The organism is Aeromonas sp. S19(2024), from assembly GCF_041402625.1.
Lineage (GTDB): Bacteria > Pseudomonadota > Gammaproteobacteria > Enterobacterales > Aeromonadaceae > Aeromonas > Aeromonas caviae.
In genome coordinates this window covers 205,123-222,163 of sequence record NZ_JBGLQU010000001.1, presented here as the reverse complement: position 1 = coordinate 222,163, position 17,041 = coordinate 205,123, and the positions used below count along the sequence as shown (strand labels likewise).

Genomic DNA, 17,041 nt, shown 5'->3' with positions numbered 1-17,041 from the left:
GTCGTGAGCCAGAGATACGTACCAAAATGGCCCCCGGATCAGAGCAAAAACTCTGTCTTTTCTGGCTTTGGCCGCCATCCTGTGACCGATAAACCGGCACATCCCCATTTTATTCCGTCTGAACAACAAGATAGGGGAGCATGGGGCGCTTGCCACGGTGCTGGCGGGCCCGTGGCGAAGGCGTGTGGTATGCGCACAAGGCGCCTGTGCGATAAAGGCGCGCAGCCCCTGTCGTCCTTTCACGATAGCCGCAGGCCATGCGCTCAAGGAGTCAGCACAAGCCTGCATCCTCCGGGTCTTGGTTGACCCGGTACATCTGTTATCATCTTCCCCCTGTTTTCTTATCTCGTTGACTCTGCTGGAGAAACCATGTCTCGAACCCTCTATTTGCTGCGCCATGGCCAGACCCGTTACAACGCCGAATTGCGGTTGCAGGGGCGTTGCAACTCCGAGCTGACCCCCAGGGGAGAAGCCCAGGCCCTCGCCATGGGGGCCCGTCTGGCCAAGCTCCTGACCGAGCCCACCGACTGGACGATCTACGCCAGCCCCCTCGGCCGGGCACGGCAGACGGCGGAGCGGGTGTGTCAGCAGCTTGGCTTGGACCAGGAGCGCATCATTTGGGACGAGCGGCTGGTGGAGCTAGGGATGGGGGAGTGGGAGAGTCGCCGGGTGCCCGAGCTGCTGGCGGCCCACCCCGAGCTGGATCTGGAGGAGCCGGACTGGTATCTGCGGGCTCCCCATGGTGAGAGTTTTGAGAGCATTCAGCGCCGGGCCCGGCAATGGCTTGAGGACGAGCACATTGCCGAGCAGGCCATCGTGGTTTCTCACGGTCTCTTTGGCGCCATGTTGCGCGGCGCCTATGTGGATCTGGACTACACCACCACCTGGCTTCAGGAGCTGCCGCAGGATGCCTTCTTCAAACTGAGCGGTGGCCGCATAGAGCGGATTGCCTGCTGACCACACGAAGGCGGCCCGCAATGGGGGCCGCTTTGAGGGCTGGGGATTATTCTCTCTTCAGCCTGGGTAGCTTTCGATAGAGTGCATCGCGTTTCTCTACCTGATTGGCGCCATAGTGAAGCTCGCGATGGCAGTTAGGGCAGAGCGCCACCGTATTGTTGATGGTATCCGAGCCTCCGTCAGCCAAGGTGCGCAGGTGATGCACCTCGAGAAAAGGTTCTCCGGTTGCCGTGGTAAAGGGGGCTTGTGCATCACAACCCTCACATTTCGCGGCTGCGGCCACCAGCACCCAGGCTTTGACCTGGGGATCCCTCACATAACTTGTTGTGGTCAGGTAGCGCAGGGATGGCTCTTCTATACCTGGGGGATGAGGAGAGATGGGTTTCTCCTTGTATTGGATGACCTGATGTTCGAATTCTGCTTGTCCGCTAAACGGTTGTCCGTCTAACTCACAGATCAGGCGTTCAATAATAGACGCATTCTGCGCCCCTACATTCTTGGCCGGTTTTAGCCCAGAGACCCAGGCTCTGCCCATCAAGACGCAGACGTAAGAGATATTTTGCATCCGATATTCAAACGACTTATCGGACCGTTGGAATCGAGCCGCTAACTCTGCGTAATAGTGCTTTTTGACAAAGGTAGTGCCTTCCAACTCCTTCTTGTACATCTCCAGATAGGCGGTCACCGTCGCCCTTAACTCTTCTTCTGTCCATATGTTGCGCAAAGCCGACTCGTCCGAGTTGTATTTCATTGCAAGAAGGTTAACTCAATCGAAGCCGAAATTCAGTAGAAAGGTTAATAAACCCTCATATTATCAATACATTGATGATGCCAAGCAGTAGTTGGGTCTTCTTGGCTTCTTTCAGTTGGGCAATCAGGACGAAAGGCTTTGCGGGCCAAGGCACAGTCTCTGCCAAGGGAACTGGGTATGATGGTGCGGCAATCACCATGACAGGGAGCAAGCATGATCAGCCATATCGACCATCTGGTATTGACGGTCAGCGACATTGAGCGGGCGGTGGCGTTTTACAGCAGCGCCTTCAAGATGGAGCCCATCACCTTCGGGGCGGGGCGCCGGGCGCTGCGCTTTGGCAACCAGAAGATCAATTTGCAGTTGCTGGGGGAGGAGGTGCGCAACCGGGCGCAGGTGGGGTCGGGGGATCTCTGCCTCATCACCCGCTGGCCCCTGGATCAGGTGATGGCCCAACTGGCGAGCCAAGGAGTCGAGATAGTGGAGGGGCCTGTGATGAAAAGCGGTGCCTGTGGCCCCATCGAATCGGTCTATTGTCTGGACCCGGATCGGAACCTCATCGAGATCAGCCGTTATTGCTGAGCTCCTGGCACCTTGCGGTTTGTGTCACTGCTCCCTGGTGCGCCCCTTGCGCAGCAGAGGGATCACGGTGAGCACCATGCCGGTGAAGAGCAGCAGATAGCCCAGGGGCAGCAGGGCAAAGGGCTCGTGCAGGAAGCCCTGGGCATCGAGGGTGGAGTCCAGCAGGTTGAAGGCCACAAAGCAGCCGAGCCCGGCCAGGTTCAGCAGGGCACCTATTTTCATCGTCATCTTGTTATCCTCGTCAGCGAGATGGAACGGATGGGAGACTTTCATGCCTGGGTGAAGAGAGTGTGAAGTCGCGCCAGGCACAAAACACAACGGCAGCCCGAGGGCTGCCGTTGTGTTGAGGGGGAAGCCCCGGGCCAAGGCGCTCAGCAGACCCCTTGCGCCAGCATGGCGTCGGCCACCTTGACGAAGCCGGCGATATTGGCGCCGCTTTCGTAGTTCACATGGTCATCATCCTGACCGTAACGGACACAGGTGGCATGGATGCTGGTCATGATCCCCTTGAGGCGGGCGTCCACCTCCTCCCGGGTCCAGGAGAGGCGCTGGGCATTCTGGCTCATCTCGAGGCCCGAGGTGGCAACCCCGCCGGCGTTGGCCGCCTTGCCCGGGGCGAACAGCACCTTTGCTTCGTGGAAGAGGCGGATGGCGGCGGCGCTGGAGGGCATGTTGGCCCCCTCGGCCACCAACTGCACGCCGTTGGCAATAAGCCGCACCGCATCTTCGGCATCCAGCTCGTTCTGGGTGGCGCAGGGGAGGGCGACGTCGGTCGCCAGGTGCCAGGGGGTACGGCCGCTGAAGAACTCGAGCCCGAGTTCATGGGCGTAATCCGCCACCCGCTTGCGCTGCTCGTTTTTAAGCGCCATCAGGCGGGCCAGCTTCTCGGGGGTGAAGCCGTCCGGATCATAGACGGTGCCGCCGGAGTCGGAGGCGGTGATGACCCGGGCGCCGAGGGCCATCGCCTTCTCGATGGCGTATTGGGCCACGTTGCCCGAGCCCGACACCGAGACCCGCAGGCCATCGAGGGACTGGCCGCGATGGGCCAGCATGGCTTCGACAAAGTAGAGCAGGCCGTAGCCGGTGGCTTCCGGACGAATGAGGCTGCCGCCAAAGGAGAGTCCCTTGCCGGTGAAGACGCACTCGGCGCTGTTGGTGAGCTTCTTCATCATGCCCGCCATGTAGCTCACCTCGCGCCCGCCCACCCCGATGTCGCCCGCCGGCACGTCGGTGTTGGCCCCCAGGTGGCGATAGAGCTCCAGCATCAGGGCCTGGCAGAAGCGCATCACTTCTCCTTCGCTCTTGCCCTTGGGATCGAAATCGCTGCCCCCTTTGCCGCCGCCCATGGGCAGGGTGGTGAGGGCGTTCTTGAAGGTCTGCTCGAAGGCGAGGAATTTCAGCACAGAGAGATCCACTGAGGGGTGGAAGCGCATGCCGCCCTTGAAGGGGCCGATGGCGGAGCTGTGCTGCACCCGGTAGCCGCGATTCACCTGCACCTGGCCCTGGTCATCCACCCAGCTCACCCGAAACTGCACGAGGCGCTCGGGCTCCACCAGCCGTTCCAGCAGGCCGTGTTGCAGGTAGCGGGGGTGGCGCTCCACATAGGGCCAGATGGAGGCGATCACCTCGCTCACGGCCTGGATAAACTCGGGCTGGTGAGGGTTGCGGCTGGCGACCTGGGCCAGGAAGGCCTCCTGGGAGAGGGAATGACTCATCTTTAACTCCTGTCGTGAATGATGAAAGTGGCGTCCTGCCAGAGAGGGGATCATGCCCGTCTTCAGGGTTCGCGGGGCTCAAGGGGCCCGTTGTTGCGTCCCGATGGGGGTGTCATTTCCCGTCGTCGGCGGGTCAGAGCAGATAATTCGCGATGACCAAAATCTTTTTATGCATTTTTGCTGGATAAATATCAAGCGTTAGATCATCTGGCTATCTGTCAAAGGCCGCACCCTATCTTCGGCGGTGGGGCCCGGCCCATGAAGTGAGCACCATGAAGTGAAAAGAGGCGGGGAGTGCGCGGTGCAGCCCAATCAGGGCCGCGGCGTCACCGCACGCTGGATAATGGGGGGCCTGCTGCTGCATCAGGGGCAGCACCCCCTGTGAGCCAGCAGCCAGGGTGCGACGGGGCCGGGCGCGTGCGCGTGCAATGTGCTACTGTAGCGGCGTTTTTTGCCGAACATGCAGGGCGCAGGCCCTTATTTCATGGAGTTGTATGCAGACGAACCCGACCACAGCGCGGCTGATCCAGCCAGCCATTCTCAAGGCCCATCCGACCGGGGAGGTGACCCATGCTGGCCGATGAATCCATGCGCCTGAACAAATACATCAGCGAGAGCGGCATCTGCTCCCGTCGTGAGGCCGATCGTTTCATCGAGCAGGGCAACGTCTTCATCAACGGCAAGCGGGCCGGGGTGGGGGATCAGGTGTTTGCCGGGGATCTGGTCAAGGTCAACGGCCAGGTGATCGAGCCGCGCGAAGCCGACAGCCTGGTCTTCATCGCCCTCAACAAGCCGGTGGGCATCGTCAGCACCACGGAGGCGGGGGAGAAGGACAACATCGTCGACTTCGTCAACCACAGCACTCGCATCTTCCCCATAGGGCGCCTCGACAAGGACTCCCAGGGGCTCATCTTCCTCACCAACCACGGGGATCTGGTGAACAAGATCCTGCGGGCGGGCAACGATCACGAGAAAGAGTACCTGGTGACCGTGGACAAGCCGGTGACCGACGAGTTCGTCCGGGGCATGGCGGCCGGGGTGCCCATCCTCGGCACCGTCACCAAGAAGTGCAAGGTGAAGCGAGAGGCGCCCTTCGTGTTTCGCATCACCCTGGTGCAGGGGCTCAACCGCCAGATCCGCCGCATGTGCGAGCACTTCGGCTTCGAGGTGACCAAGCTCGAGCGCATCCGCATCATGAACGTCAGCCTCAAGGGGCTGCCGGTGGGGGAGTGGCGCGATCTCACCGACGACGAGCTGATCGAGCTGTTCAAGCTGATTGAGGACTCCTCCTCCGAGGCCAAACCGGCCAAGGGGGCTCAGGTTGCCAAGCCCAAGGCGGCTGCGGTCGGCACCCCGGCCCAGGGCAAGAAGCCGCGGCGCAGCGACGATCACGAGATTGGCGGGCGGCCCAATGTGCCGGGCCCCGAGGCCTTCGAGAAGAAGAGCCCCGCAGGCAAGGGCGGGGCGGGCAAAGGGGCAGCAGGTAAAAGCGCGCCCGGCAAGGGGGGCAAACCCGCCCCGGGCAAACCGCGGCCAGGGCAGGGCGGGCGCCAGAAGAAGGGGCGCTGAGCGCCGGGCCTTCCCGCACCCTGATGAACAACACCGGCCAAGGCCGGTGTTGTGCTTTCTGGCCCCCAAGGCCGGTGCTCGCCGGATCAGGCAGGCTTGTGGCCTGCCGTCTGCACAGCCATGGCCTGCTCCGGGGGCAGGCCCATGGCCCCTGGGTAGTGGCGCGGGTTGAGACGCACCACCAGCAGGCTCATCAGGACCAGGGCGCCGAGCTGCCACTGCCAGGCGGCGGCGAAGTCACCGCTTGCATGGTGCAGGCGGGCCGCCACCCAGGGGCCGGTAGCCGCCACCATGAAGCCGACCCCCTGCATCAGGGCGCAGAGGGCGCCCGCCCGGCGCGGGTCGGGCAGGTGATCCAGCGCAATCACCATGATGAGGGAGAAGCTCCCCCCAAGCCCGGCGCCGCACAGCAAGCACCAGAGCAGGGGGGCGGTCTGGGGAGCGAGCCAGAGGCCGCCAAAGCCCGCCATCTGCATGGCGATGGCCAGCGCCATCCAGGGGCGGCGGTCCAGCCGACCGGCTGCCAGCAGGGGCAGGCCAAGGCCGCTCGCGGTCTGGGCCAGGGCGAGCCAGGCCACCAGCTCGCCCCCTTGCTGGGCGCTCCAGCCCGCCGCCATGTAGGCCGGGGCCAGCCAGGCCACGACGATGCCGTAGCCGCTGTTGATGATGCCAAAACAGGCGATGAGCAGCCAGGTGCGGGGCAGGGGGAGCAGCCGCAGCTCCCCGGTGGGGGCGGGCGTGCAGGCCGGGGCGGGCAGGGGCACCCGCCAGGCCAACCAGCCGAGGGCCAGCAGCACCGGCAGGCCCCAGAGCGCCAGCGCCCGAGACCAGTCCAGATACTCGGCAAGGCGCGGGGTGAGCACGGCCCCGAGCGCCCCGCCCCCCATCATGCAGGCGGAGAAGATCCCCATCACCAGGGGCACCTTTTGGGCGAACCCCTCCTTGATGAGGCCGGGCAGCACCCCCTGCACCAGGGCCGAGCCCAGCCCGCACAGGGCGGCGCTGGCGATGAGCAGGGCGCCGCTCGCGAGATCGAGGCGCAGGGCGCTGCCAAGGGCGAGCAGCAGCAGGGCCGTCCCGAGCAGGGGGCGCGGGCCCGTGCGACCCAGGAGCGCCGGGGTGAGCAGCACGCCGACCCCGATAAGCCAGAGGGGCAGCAGGGTGACCCAGGCCAGGGTATCCACCCCCAGGGCCAGCCTCGCGTCGATGCGAGGGGCCAGGGGGCCGATGGCGGTGAGGAAGGGGCGCAGGTTGAGGGCGATGAGGATCACCAGCACCAGCAAGGCGCCGCTGCCCGGGGGGAGGAGGCGCTTATGCATGGGGCAGGGGACCGTAGAGGGTTTCGGCCGCGATGGGGCTCGCCAGCTTGATGAGGGGCAGGGGCGGCGGGCACAGGGGCAGTCGCAGGGCCGCGTAGGCCGCGCGGCTGTCATAGCCGAAGGGGGCGGCATCGTCGTTGTCAAAGGCGTAGTAGACCGCCTGGATGCCGTTCATCACCAAGGCCGACAGGCACATGGGGCAGGGGTGCCCGCTGGCATAGACGATGGCCCCGGCCAGCGGCCCCTGGCGACTCCCTTCCCGCAGCGCTTCCAGCTCCGCGTGACGGGTGGGGTCCCCCGCCTCCAGCATGCGGTTGACGGCGCTCGCCACCAGCCGGTTCTCCCTCACCAGCAGGGCGGCGAAGGGTCGCCCCCCTTGCTGGCGATGGGTCAGGGCCAGGTGCAGGGCCTGCTCCAGCCACTCCTGATGGCTGGGGGCCGAGGCGGCGGTGAGGGAGTTGAGGAGGCGGGCACCGGACTGGGAAGGGGGTGGCATGGTCATATCCTGACAAAAAAGGGGGAGGACAGCAGCCTAGAGGGTCGCCGCATCATTTGGAAATTAAATGATAAAATGACTTCCAGTGGTTTTATAAATGGAGATTGCCCATGGAGCGCCCCCTGCTGGACCCCCAATTGCTGCAGAGCTTCGTCGCCATCGTCGAAACCGGCAGCTTTACCCGCGCCGCCGAGCGTATCCACCTCACCCAGTCCACCCTGAGCCAGCAGATGCGCCGCCTGGAGCAGCAGCTGGGCTGCACCCTGCTCGACCGATCCGGCCGCCAGGTGGTGACCACGGCCCAGGGGGAGACCCTGCTCGGGCTGGCGCGCCGCATCCTGGGGCTGCTGGCCCGGGCGGGGGAGCGGGTGAGCGAGGCGAGCCACCCCCTGCGCCTCGGGGTGCCGGAGGATTTTGCCGCAGGGGCCATGACCCCGGTGCTGGCCGCCTTCGCCCGCGCGCACCCGCAGGTGCGGCTGGAGGTGCAAAGCGATCTCAGCCATGCCCTGTGGCAGGCGTTCGAAGGGGGAGAGCTGGATCTGGCCCTCATCAAGCAGGGGCGCGGCCAGGGGGAGCCCATCGCCCGATGGCGCGAGCCCCTGGCCTGGGTTGACAGCCGGGAGTGGCCCGCCGCCGGGCGCGACCCCCTGCCTCTGGTGGTGTTTCCAAGCGAGGGGCTCTACCGGCGCCAGATGACCGACGCCCTGGATGCCGAGGGGATCCCCTGGCGCATCGCCTATGTGAGCGGCAGTCTCGCCAGCCTGCAAGGGGCGGTGAGCGCGGGGATCGGGGTCAGTCTGCTGCCGGCGCGCCTGCTGCAACCGGATCAGGTGGTGCTGGCTCACTGGCCTGCTGTACGCTCGGTGGAGCTGGCCCTGCACCAGGGGCCGGGCACGAGCGAGCCCCTCGCCCGCCTGGGGGAGGCGCTGATCGCGCTCTGTGACGAGGTGATGGGGCCGAGGTAGCCCGGGGGGGCAGGGGTCAGGCCAGGGCCTGTTTCGGCACCACGGCGAGCCAGATTTCCACTTCGCCGCTGCCGGTGGCGGCGTCAAAGCGGGCGCCGTAGCGCTCGAAATCCGGCTGCTGGGCAGATTGATAGTCCGACTGCGCGAGCCACGCCAGGGCCTGGCGCCAGGTGTGCGGCAGGGTCGCGACATGCCCCTGATGCAAGAAGATGGCGTAGGTCTGGGGGGCGATGCGCATGCGGCCAAGCCCGGGAGGCAGCACCTCCAGGGCGGCAACCTCCACCCCGCAGAGGTATTCGCAGTGGGTGTCGGTGGCGGCGCAGATGACGCCGTAGGCGTGCTCACCGAGCTGCCCCGGCAGGGGAAGCAGGGCGCTGAGGTCGCGCCACTGGCCGGCGAAGTCCCCCTGCTCGAAGGGGTGGTGACGGCGCAGCCCCCCGAGGAGCATGGCGCGGCCTTGTTCGATGCGAATGGGGGCTGACATGGTGCCTCCTGCGGGGGCGCTCAGGCCTCCCGACCTTCCTCGAGCTTGCGCTCATAATCCCGGCGAACGATGGCGAGTGCCGCCAGGGCCAGCGCGGGGGCGATGTGGTTGGTTTCCAGCAGTTCAATCAGATCCACCGCGAGCTGGACCTCGGGGGGGGCATTTTCCAGGGACATCTTGGGTTCTCAAGGGCAAGGGTGGTCGCCATTATAGCGCCCGGCGGCGCGAAGACACGCCCCGGCTGCCCGGGGCGGGACGGGTCACATGTGCTGGCGCATCTCCTTGTCCAGCTCCTCGCGCAGGGCCATCAGCTTTTTGGCGTACTGCTGCAACTGCAGATCGCTCTCGCTCACCGGCTGCCACTGGGGCACCGGGGTGGGTTTGCCATGCTCGTCCATGGCCACGAAGATGATGATGCAGTGGGTGGTCTTGCGCCGCTCCGGGTCGGTGGGGTGGCGGCTGTAGACATCCACCGCCAGGTGCATGCTGGTGGTACCGGTGTGGATCACCTTGGCGTGCACCTCCACCAGCTGGCCTATCTGGATGGGGCGCAAGAAGCGGATGCCCCCCACATAGACGGTGACGGCATAGCCGCCACACCAGCCGGCGGCGCAGGCGTAGCCGGCCTGGTCAATCCACTTCATCACCATGCCGCCATGGACTTTGCCGCCAAAGTTGACATCGGCGGGTTCGGCGAGAAATTGCAGGGTCAGTTCACGGGCGCTCATGGTACTTCCTTATGTCGAGGCAAGGGGGGACTCCTTGGCTGTCCCCCGGGGACAATAGCAGCGGTCGGGGCCGGCACTGATCCAACCAGCGCCTCCTCTTGTCTGCGTCGTCATTCACCTTGAGTTCAGCGCAGGCGGCCCAGCATGACTCATCACGTGAGCGAGGAGGCCCCATGAAACAGATGCTGGAGCAATTGATGGGAGCTGGCAAGGGCTGGCTCAACGACGGTGGTGACACGCGCAAGGCCCAGATGAAGGGCATGGCGCAGGGGGGATTGGCCGCAGGGGCCATGGCGCTGCTGCTTGGCAACAAGAAGATGCGCAAATATGGCACCAAGGTGGCGGCGGTGGGGGGGGCGGCAGCCCTCGGGGGGCTGGCCTACAAGCTCTATCAGGACTGGCAGACCCAGCAGTCCACCCCGGCCCAGCCGACCCAGCCCCTGGACACCCTGGAGGGCAAGGCCCTGGATGCCCGCGCCAACCTGCTGGTGCGCGCCATGGTGGCGGCGGCCCGGGCCGACGGCCACATCGATGCCGCCGAGCGCCAGAAGATCCAGGAGTACCTGACCGAACAGGGGGAGCGGGATGCGGCCCGCTGGATTGACGCCGAGCTCTCCCGCCCCCTCGACCCCCATGTCCTGGCGCGGGAAGTGACCGACATGGAGCTGGCGACCGAGGTCTACCTCGCCTCCCTGCTCACCATTGAGGTGGATCACTTCATGGAGCGCGGCTATCTGGACGAGCTGGCGCGGGCCTTGAAGCTGGATGACAACCTCAAGGGGAGCATAGAGCGCCAGGTGGCCCAGCTGGGGGCGCCGGGCTGAGCCCGCATTGCCATCAGGATTGTCCACAAGGCCCCGTCATGGGGCCTTGTCGTTGCCGGGGGCTGTTGATTGCCGTGACGAGCCGATAAGATGCGGGTTCCAAAGGGTGACCGCCGAGCCTCTTTCCTCGCTGGCGACCCTCACTGCAAGGAGCATCAGGTGGACATTCGCACGGCAACTGAACAGGATATCGACGCCATTCTGGCCCTGAACCGGCAGATAGGTCAGCTCCACTTCGAGCAGGTGCCCGAGGTGTTCTGCCCCCCGTCCCCGGAGGACAGGGCCTTCTTGCTCGGCGCCATTGCCGACGAGGCGCGTCTTTTCTGCGTGGCGGTGGTGGCGGGGGAGGTGGCGGGTTTTCTCACTGCCCGCATCGACCTCAACGAGAGCGTCCCCTTTCTCAGCAAGCTGCCCGTCTGCCGCATCACGACCGTGGTGGTGGATGAGGGGCAGCGCTCCCGGGGCATCGGCCGGGCGCTGATCGCCCACGGGGACCAGTGGGGCAAGGCGCGGGGCGCAAGCCAGTTGCGCCTGGAGGTGATGGCTTTCAACGAGCGGGCCAGGGCCCTCTACGAGCGACTGGGTTTCAAGGCCCAGTCACAGACCATGGCCAGATAAGGCGCATTCGCTTGCAAAAGGGCCCGTTACGGGCCTTTGTCGTGTGAGGCGTCAGGGGGGCTCTGCCAGGTTTCCCGTTGCCGGGCGATGAGACCCGCAAGCCGGTTGAGCGCCGCGTCCAGCTGCGGGCTCCAGGGATGGGAGCTGTTGAGGCGCAGGCAGTGGTTGTGCTGGCCCTGGCTGGAGAAGAGGGCCCCGGGGGCGATGGAGACCCCCTGTTCGATGGCGCTGGCATAGAGCGCCCGGCCATCGAGGCGGGCGTCAAATTCGAGCCAGAGAAAGTAGCCCCCGTCGGGGGAGGAGATACGCGCCTCGGGGAAGAGGCGCATCAGGGCCGCCCGCATCTGCTGCTGGCGCTGGGCCAGGGTGTGGCGCAGGCGGCGAAAGTGGGCGTCCACCCCGCCCTGGCGCAGCATGTCGGCCAGCGCCAGCTGACTGGGCACATTGGTCGACAGGGTCGACATCAGTTGCAGCCGCTGGATGCGCTCGGCGTGGCGCTTGGCCACCACCCAGCCGACCCGAAAGCCCGGCGCCAGACACTTGGTCCAGGAGCCGCACAGCAGGCTCTCTCCCCGCGCATCCCAATGGGTGATGGGCCTTGGCCGCTCGCGCCCGACATAGAGCTCCGCGTAGACGTCATCCTCCACCAGGGGGACCTGATGGCGGTTGAGCAGCGCCATCAGCCCCTGCTTGTGGCCATCCGGCATGGTGTGGCCCAGGGGGTGCTGGACGTTGCCCATCAGCCAGCACGCCTTGATGGGACGCTGGGCCAGGGCCTCGGTGAGCAGGGCAAGATCGATGCCCACCCCGGGGATCACCGGGATCTCCACCACCTTGAGCTGCAGGCGCTCTATGGCCTGCAGGGCGCCGTAGAAGGTGGGGGACTCCACCACCACCCAGTCCCCGGGTTCGGTCAGCACCTGCAGGCTGAGGGAGAGCGCCTCCATGGCGCCTGTGGTGATGATGATCTGCTGGGGGTCTACCGCCAGGCCGTCGCTGGCGTAACGCTGGGCGATGGCGCGGCGCAGCGCCTCGTTGCCTGGGGGGAGATCGGCCACCGTGCTGAAGGGGTCGAGGCGGCGCATGCAACTGCCGAGGGCCCGACCGAGCTGGGGGTGGGGGAAGAGGGTCGGGTCCGCCACCGCCATGCCAAGGGGCACCAGCTCCCGTGACTTGCTCGCCTGCAGCACCTCGAACACCAGATCGTTGATGTCCACCGAGCCGCTGTAGTGCGCCTGTTGGGGGGCGCTGATGCGCTGGGGAGAGGTGGCGGCCTTGACGTAGTAACCGGACTGGGGCCTGGCCAGGATGAGGCCGCGGCTCTCGAGCAACTGGTAGGCCTGCAGCACCGTCATGGGGCTGAGGCCGTGGGTCTTGCAGCTCTGGCGGATGGAGGGGATGCGCTCCCCCGGCTGCCAGAGGCCGCTCTCTATCTGCTGCTGCAACAAGGCAGCCAGCTGACCGTAACGGGACATGGTGTGTCCTAACTGTTATAGGTGGATTTCACTATAACTGCATCTGTTATAGGTGTCATGGCACGTGTTGTACTGAACGGGCGAAAACCTGTCTGTTAAATGCAACATAGAGAGTCATGCATGATAAGCCTGGATGATGTGGTCAGCCTCTCCCGAATACAGTTCGGCGCGACGGCGATGTTCCACTTTCTGTTTGTGCCCCTCACCCTGGGGCTGTCCTGGATCCTGGTGATCGCCGAGTCGGCCTACGTGATGACCGGCAAGGTGATCTACAAGGACATCACCCGCTTCTGGGGCAAGCTGTTTGGCATCAACTTCGTCATGGGGGTCACCACCGGGATCACGTTGGAGTTCCAGTTCGGTACCAACTGGGCCTACTACTCCCACTACGTCGGCGACATCTTCGGCACCCCGCTGGCGGTGGAGGGGCTGATGGCCTTCTTCCTGGAATCCACTTTGGTGGGCCTCTTCTTCTTCGGCTGGGACAAGCTCTCCCGCGGCCAGCACCTGCTGGTGACCGCGCTGGTGGCGCTCGGCTCCAACCTCTCCGCGCTCTGGATCCTCATCGCCAACGGCTGGATGCAGAACCCGGTCGGCGCCGAGTTCAACCCCATGACGATGCGCATGGAGCTGGTGGATGTGGCGGCGGTGATCTTCAACCCGGTGGCCCAGGTCAAGTTCGTGCACACGGTGGCGGCGGGCTACGTGGCCGCCTCCCTGTTCGTGATGGGGGTGAGCAGCTGGTATCTGCTGCGCCAAATGGAGGTGCGCTTCGCCCTGCGCTCCTTCGCCATCGCCTCGGGCTTTGGTCTGGCCGCCATCCTCTCGGTCATCGTGCTCGGGGACGAGTCGGGCTATCGCTCCGGGGAGGTGCAGAAGGTCAAGCTCGCCGCCATCGAGGCGGAGTGGGAGACGGAAGCTGCACCGGCCTCCTTCACCCTGTTCGGCCTGCCGGATCAGAGTGCAGAGACCACCCACGCGGCCATCAAAATTCCCTACCTGATGGGCATCATCGCCACCCGCTCCCTGGATGAGCAGGTGACTGGCCTCAAAGATCTGAAGGCGCAGCACGAGGTGCGCATTCGCAGCGGCATGCAGGCGTACGACGCCCTGGAGGCGCTGCGCTCAGACGGTAGCAACGCCGAGGCCAGGGTCACCTTCGAGCGCCACCGCCAGGATCTGGGCTATGGCCTCTTGCTCACCCCCCATGCCAAGGAGATTGGCAAGGCGGACGAGGCTGCCATCGCCAAGGCGGTGGAGGACTCCATTCCCCAGGTGGCACCGCTGTTCTGGAGCTTTCGGCTGATGGTGGGCATAGGCGTGGTGCTGCTGGCGCTCATTGCCGCCGCCTTCCTGCAACTGTGCCGGGGCAGGCTGGTGCAATCCCCGCGGCTGCTCAAGGCGCTGTTCTGGTCTATTCCGCTGCCCTGGATTGCCATCGAGGCGGGCTGGTTCGTGGCCGAGTTCGGTCGCCAGCCCTGGACCATCAGCGACGTGCTGCCGGTGTCGGCATCCGTCTCCTTGCTGCAACCTGGGCAACTCTGGTTCAGCCTCATCTCCATATTCCTCATCTACAGCAGCCTGCTGGTGGTGGAGCTGTTCTTGTTGCGTCACGTGATCCGCAAAGGGCCCGCCAGCCTGCAGACGGGTCGTTATCAAGGTGAAGTGTTGAAAAACGGGAGTCCTGCCTGATGGATTACGAAACCCTGAAAGTGATCTGGTGGGGGCTGGTGCTCTTCCTGCTGGTCGGCTTCGTGGTGATGGATGGCTTCGATCTCGGGGTCGGCATGTTGCTGCCCGTGGTCGGCAAGACGGATGACGAGCGGCGGGTGCTGCTCAACAGCGTGGGGCCGGTGTGGGAGGGCAACCAGGTGTGGCTCATCGCCGGTGCCGGCACCCTGTTTGCCGCCTGGCCCCTGGTCTATGCCGCCGCCTTCTCGGCGCTTTACGTGCCCTTCATGTTCCTGCTGTTCGGCCTCTTTTTGCGCCCGGTGGGCTTTGACTATCGCAGCAAGCTGCCGGACCCGGTCTGGCGCCGCTGGTGGGACCGCGCCCTGGTGGTGGGTGGTCTGCTGCCGACCCTGGTGTTTGGTGCCACCCTTGGCCTGGTGCTGCAAGGGCTGCCGTTTCGCTTCGATGCGGCCCTTCGCATCCACTATGGCGCCTTTGCGTTCCACTGGCCGCTGCTGTTGACCGCCATGGGGACGGCGCTGGCGCTGCTCTTGCTGCACGGTGCCAGCTTCCTGCAGTGCAAGACCCAGGGGGCCATAGCGGCGCGCAGCGCCCGCCTCGCCCTCTGGCTCGGCCCCCTGGCGAGCGTCCTCTTTGCCCTTGGCGGCGTCTGGCTTGGAGAGATGGCGGGGTATCGCATCACGGCCATCGGAGATCTCAACGGCGCCCTCACTCCGCTGATGAAAGAGGTGGTGGCGGTGCCGGCGGGCTGGCTTGGCAACTTTGTCGCTCATCCGGTGCTCTGGGCCGTGCCTGTGCTCGGGCTCCTGCTGCCCCTGGTGTGCGCGCTGGCAAGCCGCTTCGGCAAGTCCGGGCTGGCGCTCGTTGCCAGCGGTGGTGCCTGCGCCGCCATGATGCTGACCGTGGCCATCGCGCTCTTCCCCTTTGTGCTGCCCTCGTCCCTGGATCCGGCCAGCAGCCTGACCCTGTGGGACAGCACCTCCAGCGAGCGCACCCTGCTTATCATGCTGGGGATCGTCGGGGTACTGATGCCGGTCAACATCGGCTACACCCTCTGGGTCTACCGGGTGGTGCGCGGCAGGGTCAGCGCCGAGCAGGTGCGCCAGAACGGCCACAGCCTCTACTAATCCGCTTCAAAACAAGGATCAATGCGATATGTGGTATTTCACCTGGTTGCTGGGGCTGGGGTTTGCCCTGCTCTGCGGGCTGGTCAATCTGCTCTGGCTGGAGGCGCGCTGGGCCGCCGATGAGGATCTCAAGGAGCCCTGAGCCTCGCATCTTGCCCATGAAAAAAGGCCGACACAGGATGTCGGCCTTTTGCTTGCCCGGGGGTCAGGCAAGGGCGGCGCGGCGCTCGCCCGCTTCGCTGACATGGGTGAGGCCGTAGGCCAGCAGCACGATGAGGGCACCAATCCAGGGGGTGTGCATCAGGCCGAGGTGCTCCACCACGAAACCGCCGACCACGGAGCCCAGCGCAATGCCGACGTTGAAGGCGGCGATGTTGAGACCGGAGGCCACATCCACGGCATTGGGGGTGTGGCGCTCGGCCTGTTTCACCACCAGTACCTGAAGACCCGGTACGTTGCCAAAGGCGAAGGCGCCCCACACCAGCACGGTCAGTACCGCCAGCACCGGGTGCGGCGCGGTGAAGGTGAGCACCAGCAGCACCACGGCGAGCCCGGCAAACAGCAGCTTCAGCGCAGGCAATGGGCCCATCCGGTCGGCGAGCTTGCCGCCCCAGATATTGCCGACGGCGACCGATACCCCGTACACCAGCAGAATGAGGCTCACCGCGCTGGCGCTAAAGCCGCTCACCTGTTGCAGGATGGGGGCGAGGAAGGTAAATGCCGTGAAGGCACCGCCGTAACCGAGCGCCGTCTTGGCGTAGACCAGCAGCAAGGGCTTCCTGGTGAGCACCGAGAGCTGCTCGCGAACGCTGGAGGTGGCCCCCTTCGGCAGGTTCCCCGGTACCAGCAGCATGCTGCCCACCATGGCGACGAGGCCGAGCAGGCTCACCACCAGGAAGGTTTCGCGCCAGCCGAAGACCTGACCAATCCAGGTGCCAAGCGGGACGCCGGTCACCAGGGCTACCGTGAGGCCGCTGAACATGATGGCGATGGCGCTGGCCGCCTTCTCTTTGGCCACGAGACCCGTGGCGATGGTGCTGCCTACCGAGAAGAAGACCCCGTGGGCCAGCCCGGTGAGGATGCGGGCCACAATCAGGCTCTCGTACCCGGGGGCCTGCCAGGCCAGCAGGTTGCCGACGGTGAAGAGGGCCATCAGCCCCACCAGCAGCCACTTGCGCGGCAGCTTGCCGGTGAGCGCCGTGAGCACGGGGGCGCCGATGGCCACCCCAAGGGCATAGAGGCTGACCAGGAGGCCCGCCGAGGGGAGCGAGACATTGAGCTGCTCGGCGATGGTGGGGATGAGCCCCACGATCACGAATTCGGTGGTGCCTATGGCAAAGGCACTTAAAGTGAGGGCAAATAACGCCAGTGGCATAACAACTCCTTGGATTGGGACTCCCGACGGGAGAATGGCGCCAGTATGCCGAGGGTGTTTGTTGGTAAAAATGACGGCAACGTCAAATTACTTTTGCCAAATCAGCAGCAATGGGGCCGTGGAAGTGGGAGTGGCCGAGGCAACTGCGGCAAGAGCGGCCGTAGCGCGCGAGGTGGGTGCAGAGACAACGCGCACGGCGGCAACCCGTGCAGAGCGAGCCGGGACAGAGAGAAAAGAGGAAAGAGAAATGAGGTAAGAGGTAAAGGATTGAGGGAAGGTGTTGGAGGAGGACTCGGGCGGCGGTGACGCGCGGTATTGGGGACAAAAAAAGCGGGAGGCATTGTGCCTCCCGCTGGTGCTGAAG

19 protein-coding genes are annotated in these 17,041 nt (G+C 65.2%); 9 read left to right on the top strand and 10 right to left on the bottom strand.

All coding sequences use genetic code 11. The features are described 5' to 3' along the window. Positions 1-369 precede the first annotated feature (369 nt). Positions 370-957 carry a histidine phosphatase family protein gene (locus tag ACB037_RS00985; RefSeq protein ID WP_069784867.1) on the top strand — a complete coding sequence of 196 codons (588 nt, stop codon included), beginning with the start codon at positions 370-372 and terminating at the stop codon, positions 955-957. 46 nt (positions 958-1,003) lie between these two features. Here the strand turns inward: ACB037_RS00985 and ACB037_RS00980 are convergent, their stop codons facing one another. Continuing rightward, the gene (locus ACB037_RS00980; protein ID WP_109113302.1) at positions 1,004-1,708 is read right to left on the bottom strand and encodes an HNH endonuclease; all 705 of its coding nucleotides are present in this window, start codon (positions 1,706-1,708) and stop codon (positions 1,004-1,006) included. A 213-nt stretch (positions 1,709-1,921) separates the two neighbouring features. Here ACB037_RS00980 and ACB037_RS00975 point away from each other — a divergent pair, with 213 nt between their 5' ends. Further along, positions 1,922-2,290 carry a VOC family protein gene (locus tag ACB037_RS00975; RefSeq protein ID WP_371174784.1) on the top strand — a complete coding sequence of 123 codons (369 nt, stop codon included), beginning with the start codon at positions 1,922-1,924 and terminating at the stop codon, positions 2,288-2,290. Positions 2,291-2,314: 24 nt separating this feature from the next. Here the strand turns inward: ACB037_RS00975 and ACB037_RS00970 are convergent, their stop codons facing one another. Further along, on the bottom strand, positions 2,315-2,518 hold the full coding sequence (locus ACB037_RS00970) for a DUF3955 domain-containing protein (RefSeq protein WP_323923290.1): 204 nt from the start codon (positions 2,516-2,518) through the stop codon (positions 2,315-2,317). A 143-nt stretch (positions 2,519-2,661) separates the two neighbouring features. Continuing rightward, entirely contained in the window at positions 2,662-4,005 is a 1,344-nt protein-coding gene (gene gdhA / locus ACB037_RS00965) for an NADP-specific glutamate dehydrogenase (RefSeq protein WP_371174783.1), read from the bottom strand. A gap of 570 nt (positions 4,006-4,575) precedes the next feature. On the opposite strand from gdhA, the gene rluF reads away from it, so the two are divergent. After that, positions 4,576-5,574: a 23S rRNA pseudouridine(2604) synthase RluF gene (gene rluF, locus ACB037_RS00960; protein WP_371174782.1), complete on the top strand. Its 999-nt coding sequence runs from the start codon at positions 4,576-4,578 to the stop codon at positions 5,572-5,574. A gap of 86 nt (positions 5,575-5,660) precedes the next feature. Here the strand turns inward: rluF and ACB037_RS00955 are convergent, their stop codons facing one another. Beyond that, positions 5,661-6,893 carry an MFS transporter gene (locus tag ACB037_RS00955; RefSeq protein ID WP_371174781.1) on the bottom strand — a complete coding sequence of 411 codons (1,233 nt, stop codon included), beginning with the start codon at positions 6,891-6,893 and terminating at the stop codon, positions 5,661-5,663. Further along, positions 6,886-7,395, bottom strand: coding sequence for a nucleoside deaminase (locus tag ACB037_RS00950; RefSeq protein ID WP_041212766.1), 510 nt, complete (start codon positions 7,393-7,395; stop codon positions 6,886-6,888). Before ACB037_RS00950 ends, ACB037_RS00955 begins: the two co-directional genes overlap by 8 nt. Positions 7,396-7,511: 116 nt before the next feature. Between ACB037_RS00950 and ACB037_RS00945 the strand changes: the two genes are divergently transcribed. Continuing rightward, positions 7,512-8,354 (top strand): LysR family transcriptional regulator, encoded by an 843-nt coding sequence (locus ACB037_RS00945; protein WP_029314296.1) that lies wholly within the window; start codon positions 7,512-7,514, stop codon positions 8,352-8,354. 16 nt (positions 8,355-8,370) lie between these two features. On the opposite strand, the gene ACB037_RS00940 is transcribed toward ACB037_RS00945, so the two are convergent. The 3 genes from ACB037_RS00940 to ACB037_RS00930 form a co-directional block, all read right to left on the bottom strand. Continuing rightward, on the bottom strand, positions 8,371-8,838 hold the full coding sequence (locus ACB037_RS00940) for a GyrI-like domain-containing protein (protein ID WP_039038603.1): 468 nt from the start codon (positions 8,836-8,838) through the stop codon (positions 8,371-8,373). Positions 8,839-8,858: 20 nt separating this feature from the next. Then, positions 8,859-9,014: a pleiotropic regulatory protein RsmS gene (gene rsmS, locus ACB037_RS00935; protein WP_010674200.1), complete on the bottom strand. Its 156-nt coding sequence runs from the start codon at positions 9,012-9,014 to the stop codon at positions 8,859-8,861. Positions 9,015-9,098: 84 nt separating this feature from the next. After that, positions 9,099-9,566 (bottom strand): acyl-CoA thioesterase, encoded by a 468-nt coding sequence (locus ACB037_RS00930; RefSeq protein ID WP_010674201.1) that lies wholly within the window; start codon positions 9,564-9,566, stop codon positions 9,099-9,101. A 173-nt stretch (positions 9,567-9,739) separates the two neighbouring features. Between ACB037_RS00930 and ACB037_RS00925 the strand changes: the two genes are divergently transcribed. Together ACB037_RS00925 and ACB037_RS00920 are read left to right on the top strand one after the other, a co-directional pair. Continuing rightward, positions 9,740-10,390 (top strand): tellurite resistance TerB family protein, encoded by a 651-nt coding sequence (locus ACB037_RS00925; protein ID WP_042015902.1) that lies wholly within the window; start codon positions 9,740-9,742, stop codon positions 10,388-10,390. A 159-nt stretch (positions 10,391-10,549) separates the two neighbouring features. Further along, positions 10,550-11,008 (top strand): GNAT family N-acetyltransferase, encoded by a 459-nt coding sequence (locus tag ACB037_RS00920; RefSeq protein ID WP_191967307.1) that lies wholly within the window; start codon positions 10,550-10,552, stop codon positions 11,006-11,008. A gap of 26 nt (positions 11,009-11,034) precedes the next feature. Here the strand turns inward: ACB037_RS00920 and ACB037_RS00915 are convergent, their stop codons facing one another. Continuing rightward, positions 11,035-12,483, bottom strand: coding sequence for a PLP-dependent aminotransferase family protein (locus tag ACB037_RS00915; RefSeq protein ID WP_371174780.1), 1,449 nt, complete (start codon positions 12,481-12,483; stop codon positions 11,035-11,037). 120 nt (positions 12,484-12,603) lie between these two features. On the opposite strand from ACB037_RS00915, the gene ACB037_RS00910 reads away from it, so the two are divergent. From ACB037_RS00910 to ACB037_RS00900, 3 genes are read left to right on the top strand one after another with little or no spacing between them, the layout of a single operon-like run. After that, entirely contained in the window at positions 12,604-14,175 is a 1,572-nt protein-coding gene (locus ACB037_RS00910; RefSeq protein ID WP_371174779.1) for a cytochrome ubiquinol oxidase subunit I, read from the top strand. After that, positions 14,175-15,302 carry a cytochrome d ubiquinol oxidase subunit II gene (gene cydB, locus ACB037_RS00905; RefSeq protein ID WP_371174778.1) on the top strand — a complete coding sequence of 376 codons (1,128 nt, stop codon included), beginning with the start codon at positions 14,175-14,177 and terminating at the stop codon, positions 15,300-15,302. Before ACB037_RS00910 ends, cydB begins: the two co-directional genes overlap by 1 nt. A 28-nt stretch (positions 15,303-15,330) precedes the next feature. Then, a complete protein-coding gene (locus tag ACB037_RS00900; RefSeq protein WP_010674207.1) occupies positions 15,331-15,444 on the top strand; it encodes a CydX/CbdX family cytochrome bd oxidase small subunit in 114 nt (37 codons plus the stop codon). Positions 15,445-15,507: 63 nt separating this feature from the next. On the opposite strand, the gene ACB037_RS00895 is transcribed toward ACB037_RS00900, so the two are convergent. Continuing rightward, on the bottom strand, positions 15,508-16,677 hold the full coding sequence (locus tag ACB037_RS00895; RefSeq protein ID WP_368224224.1) for an MFS transporter: 1,170 nt from the start codon (positions 16,675-16,677) through the stop codon (positions 15,508-15,510). Positions 16,678-17,041 lie beyond the last annotated feature (364 nt).